The sequence below is a fragment of the Desulfovibrio sp. 1214_IL3152 genome (genome assembly GCF_036763055.1).
In the GTDB taxonomy this organism is placed as follows: domain Bacteria; phylum Desulfobacterota; class Desulfovibrionia; order Desulfovibrionales; family Desulfovibrionaceae; genus Desulfovibrio.
Map to the genome: position 1 here is coordinate 1 of NZ_JBAIYW010000186.1, position 3,885 is coordinate 3,885.

Genomic DNA, 3,885 nt, shown 5'->3' on the forward strand with positions numbered 1-3,885 from the left:
CTCGGTTGCCTTGCGCAGGGCTTCGGGCACTTCCTGGGCCTTGCCCAGGCCAAAGCCCACGCCGCCCTTTCCGTCACCCACCACCACAAGAGCGCTGAAGCTGAACCGGCGACCGCCCTTGACCACCTTAGCCACGCGGTTGAGGGAAACGATCTTTTCGATTTCGCCCAACTCGTTCTGCTGTGTTTCGGTATTTTCCTGACGCATATTAGAACTCCAGGCCGCCTTCGCGGGCGCCATCGGCTACGGCTTTGACGCGACCGTGATAAAGATACCCGTTGCGATCGAATACCACCTTGTCGATATTCTTTTCCTTGGCCATGCGGGCAATTTCCATGCCCACCTTTTCAGCGCCGCCCTTGTTGCAGTGCAGCCCTGATTCGTTCTTGCCAAGCGCAAGGGTGGAGGTGGCAACCAGAGTGGCGCCGTCCAGATCGTTCACGATCTGGGCGTAGACATGCAGGTTGGACCTGTAAACGACCAGACGCGGGCGCTCGGCAGTGCCGCTGACCTTTTTGCTGATGCGAATCTTGCGGCGCTGCCGCGATTCATTCTTGCTGTACTTCATGACGCGCCCCCTACTTCTTGCCGCCGGATTTGCCGACCTTGCGGCGAATCGTTTCGGTAGCGTACTTGATACCCTTGCCCTTATAGGGTTCGGGCTTGCGGATGCGACGAATCCTGGCGGCCATTTCGCCCACCAGTTCCTTGTCAATACCGCTGATGGTCAGCACCTGGCCTTCCACCGTGGCCTTGAGACCTTCGGGCAGTTCCACCAGCACCGGATGGGAATAGCCCACCTGAAGCTCGATGATATTGCCTTTCACCGCCACGCGGTAACCAACGCCGATGACTTCCAGGGCCTTGGAAAAGCCCTTGGTGACGCCGTCGATGCAGTTGGAAAGCAGCGAGCGGCGCAGGCCGTGCTGGGCGCGGGTAACGCGGTCGTCTTCGATGCGGGTCAGCACAACATGGCCGTCGGCCTGTTCGTACTGGAGCAGGGAGCAGACAGGCGTGCTCAGCGAGCCTTTGGGGCCTTTCACTTCCACAACATCCGTTCCGATCTTGACTTCAACGCCATTGGGAACGGGAATGGGCAGTTTACCTATTCTGGACATGCTCGCACCGCCTACCAGATTTCACACAGAAGTTCGCCGCCCACCTTCTTTTCATGGGCGGTCATGCCGTCCAGCACGCCGCTGGACGTGGACAAAATGCATATGCCGAGGCCGTTCTGCACCCTGGGAATCTTGTGGGCGCCCACGTACACGCGACGGCCGGGCGTGCTGATGCGCTTGAGGCCGCTGATGACGGGCTTGCCCTTCAGATACTTGAGGGTAATGGTAATGTTGCTGTCGGCCACGGCCACGTCTTCGACGTAACCTTCCTGCTTGAGGATGGCGGCTAACGATTCCTTCATCTTCGAGCGCGGCACATTTACTTCCTTATGCAGGGCCAAATGTGCGTTGCGGATGCGGGTCAGCATATCCGCAATGGGATCTGTCAACATCGAGAAGCTCCTGAGAGTTTGGGTGCGGGGTTAACGGCCCAATGCCGCCACTTCCCGCGGCGCGCCAAAAACGCGCCATCCGGGCGCTTTCGCGCCCGGAAATTTACCAGCTCGACTTGCGCACGCCGGGCAGCTCGCCACGAAGGGCCATATTGCGGAAGCAGATACGGCAGAGGCCGAACTGACGCAGAAAAGCCCGGGGCCGGCCGCAGAGCGGGCAGCGATTGTAAGCGCGAGCGCTGAACTTGGGCTTGCGCTTGGCCTTTACTTCCAAAGAAGTACGGGACATAGCTTAACTCCTACTTGCGGAACGGCATGCCCAGCTGGTCAAGAAGGAACTTGCCTTCCTTGTCCGTGGCCGCCGTGGTGACAATGGTGATGTTCATGCCCTTGGGGTTTTCCACACGATCCGCCTCAAGTTCGGGGAAGATGGTGTGTTCCTTGATGCCCAGGGTGAAATTGCCGCGCCCATCGAAACCGCGGTCAGGAATACCGCGGAAGTCACGTACCCGGGGCAGGGCGAAGTTCATGAGCTTGTCAAGAAAATCCCACATGCGGTCCTTGCGCAGGGTGACGCGAGCGCCGATAGGCATGCCTTCGCGCAGCTTGAAAGCAGCGATGGATTTTTTGGCGCGTGTCACCACGGCCTTCTGACCGGCAATGGCCGAAAGTTCAGCCACGGCTTCTTCCATCAGCTTATTGTTCTGGCTGGCGGCGCCAAGGCCGATGTTCAGAGAGATCTTTTCAATCCCGGGCAGTTGCATAGACGAGGAGTAACTGAACTCCTTGTGCATTACCGGAACCACCTTCTCTCTATATATCTTTTCAAGGCGTGTCATCGTATCACCTTATTCCATGACTTCATTGCACTTTTTGCAGAAGCGCACTTTCTTTTCCTTGCCCTCGGACTCAATGGTCTTGTAGCCCACGCGGGTGGCCTTGCCACAAGCGGAGCAGACAACCATGACGTTGGACACGTGGATCGGCATTTCCTTTTCCACGATACCGCCGGGCTGCTGGGCATAGGGGTTGGGGCGCATGTGGCGCTTGACCATATTGGTCTTTTCCACCAGCACGCGATCCTTCTTGCGCAGGATCTTGAGCACCTTGCCGATTTTGCCCGCGTCTTTGCCGGCGATTACCATCACCTTGTCGTCCTTGCGGATACGATACATTTTCATGACGGTCTCCTACAGCACTTCCGGGGCCAGCGAAATAATTTTCATAAAGTTCATGGCGCGCAGCTCACGGGCCACGGGCCCGAAGATGCGGGTGCCGAGGGGTTCGCCCTGACTGGAGAGCAGCACCGCGGCGTTGCCGTCGAACTTGATGTAGCTGCCGTCCATGCGACGCACTTCTTTGGCGGTGCGCACGATAACAGCTTTCATAACGTCGCCCTTTTTCACTTTGCTATGTGGCATGGCTTCCTTTACAGAAACCACCACGATGTCGCCGACAGAGGCGTAACGGCGGTGTGAACCGCCCAGCACCTTGATGCAGGCAACCTTTTTGGCGCCGGAATTGTCGGCGACCTGAAGCGTGGATTCTACCTGAATCATGGCACTACCCTATACGGCTTTTTCAATGATGGAGACCAGATGCCAGCGCTTGTTGCGCGAAAGCGGACGGAACTCCACAATTTTGACCTTATCGCCCATACCGCATTCGTTCATGGGATCATGAGCCGTGAACTTCTTGCGGCGCCTCACATACTTTTTGAGCAGAGGGTGCTTGACCAGGGTCTCAACGCGCACGACAATGGTCTTGTCGTTCTTGTCGCTCACCACAATGCCGGTCAGCGTTCTGCCCTTACGATCTTCCAGAGCTTGCATTTTAGGCCCTCTGCTCCTTTTCGTTCAGTACAGTCTCGATGCGCGCCACCTGCTTCCGCATGGCTTTCAGCTCGGAAGTCTTTTCAAGCTGCGCAGCGGCATGCCTGAAACGGGCGGTCATCAGTTCCTGGCGCTGTTCGGCCAGCTTGCCGCGCAGTTCTTCAACGCTCATGGAGCGAAGGTCGGCGGCGGCGGGCCGGGCGCTTTTGTCGGTTTTTTTCTTGGCGGCCATTTAGATGCCCTCCCTCACCACGATGACGGTCTTCACGGGCAGCTTGTGTGCGGCGCGGGTGAGCGCTTCGCGTGCAAGGTCAAGGCTGACGCCCTTGATTTCATACAGCACGCGACCGGGTTTCACCGGGGCGCACCAGCCGACCGGCGCCCCCTTACCGGAACCCTGACGGGTTTCCAGGGGCTTGGCGGTCACGGGGCGGTCGGGGAACACGCGGATCCACACTTTACCGCCGCGTTTGATGTGGCGCATCATGGCGATACGCGCGGCTTCGATCTGCTGGCTGGTGAGCTGGCCGTGCTGAACGGCCT

Annotated in this window: 10 protein-coding genes and 1 pseudogene; all 11 read right to left on the reverse strand. The window is 58.4% G+C overall.

The genetic code is table 11. The annotated features are described in order from the left end of the window. Positions 1-207: pseudogene (rpsE, locus tag V6C07_RS03870) on the reverse strand (30S ribosomal protein S5); the annotation flags it as partial. 1 nt (position 208) lies between these two features. After that, a complete protein-coding gene (rplR, locus tag V6C07_RS03875) occupies positions 209-568 on the reverse strand; it encodes a 50S ribosomal protein L18 (RefSeq protein WP_333535050.1) in 360 nt (119 codons plus the stop codon). A gap of 10 nt (positions 569-578) precedes the next feature. Next, positions 579-1,118 carry a 50S ribosomal protein L6 gene (gene rplF, locus V6C07_RS03880; protein WP_012624309.1) on the reverse strand — a complete coding sequence of 180 codons (540 nt, stop codon included), beginning with the start codon at positions 1,116-1,118 and terminating at the stop codon, positions 579-581. 11 nt (positions 1,119-1,129) lie between these two features. Next, positions 1,130-1,510 (reverse strand): 30S ribosomal protein S8, encoded by a 381-nt coding sequence (gene rpsH / locus V6C07_RS03885; protein ID WP_333535051.1) that lies wholly within the window; start codon positions 1,508-1,510, stop codon positions 1,130-1,132. Positions 1,511-1,613: 103 nt separating this feature from the next. Further along, positions 1,614-1,799 (reverse strand): type Z 30S ribosomal protein S14, encoded by a 186-nt coding sequence (locus tag V6C07_RS03890; protein ID WP_333535052.1) that lies wholly within the window; start codon positions 1,797-1,799, stop codon positions 1,614-1,616. Between the two features lie 10 nt (positions 1,800-1,809). Beyond that, positions 1,810-2,349, reverse strand: coding sequence for a 50S ribosomal protein L5 (gene rplE, locus V6C07_RS03895; RefSeq protein ID WP_333535053.1), 540 nt, complete (start codon positions 2,347-2,349; stop codon positions 1,810-1,812). 9 nt (positions 2,350-2,358) lie between these two features. After that, positions 2,359-2,691, reverse strand: a complete 333-nt coding sequence (gene rplX, locus V6C07_RS03900) for a 50S ribosomal protein L24 (RefSeq protein WP_012624305.1) — start codon at positions 2,689-2,691, stop codon at positions 2,359-2,361. Between the two features lie 9 nt (positions 2,692-2,700). Continuing rightward, positions 2,701-3,069, reverse strand: coding sequence for a 50S ribosomal protein L14 (gene rplN, locus V6C07_RS03905; protein ID WP_333535054.1), 369 nt, complete (start codon positions 3,067-3,069; stop codon positions 2,701-2,703). 9 nt (positions 3,070-3,078) lie between these two features. Then, positions 3,079-3,342 carry a 30S ribosomal protein S17 gene (rpsQ, locus tag V6C07_RS03910; protein WP_012624303.1) on the reverse strand — a complete coding sequence of 88 codons (264 nt, stop codon included), beginning with the start codon at positions 3,340-3,342 and terminating at the stop codon, positions 3,079-3,081. A gap of 1 nt (position 3,343) precedes the next feature. Beyond that, positions 3,344-3,574 (reverse strand): 50S ribosomal protein L29, encoded by a 231-nt coding sequence (gene rpmC, locus V6C07_RS03915; protein WP_333535055.1) that lies wholly within the window; start codon positions 3,572-3,574, stop codon positions 3,344-3,346. Beyond that, positions 3,575-3,885, reverse strand: a 311-nt coding sequence (gene rplP, locus V6C07_RS03920) for a 50S ribosomal protein L16 (RefSeq protein WP_333535056.1), incomplete at its 5' end; no start/stop codon positions are given.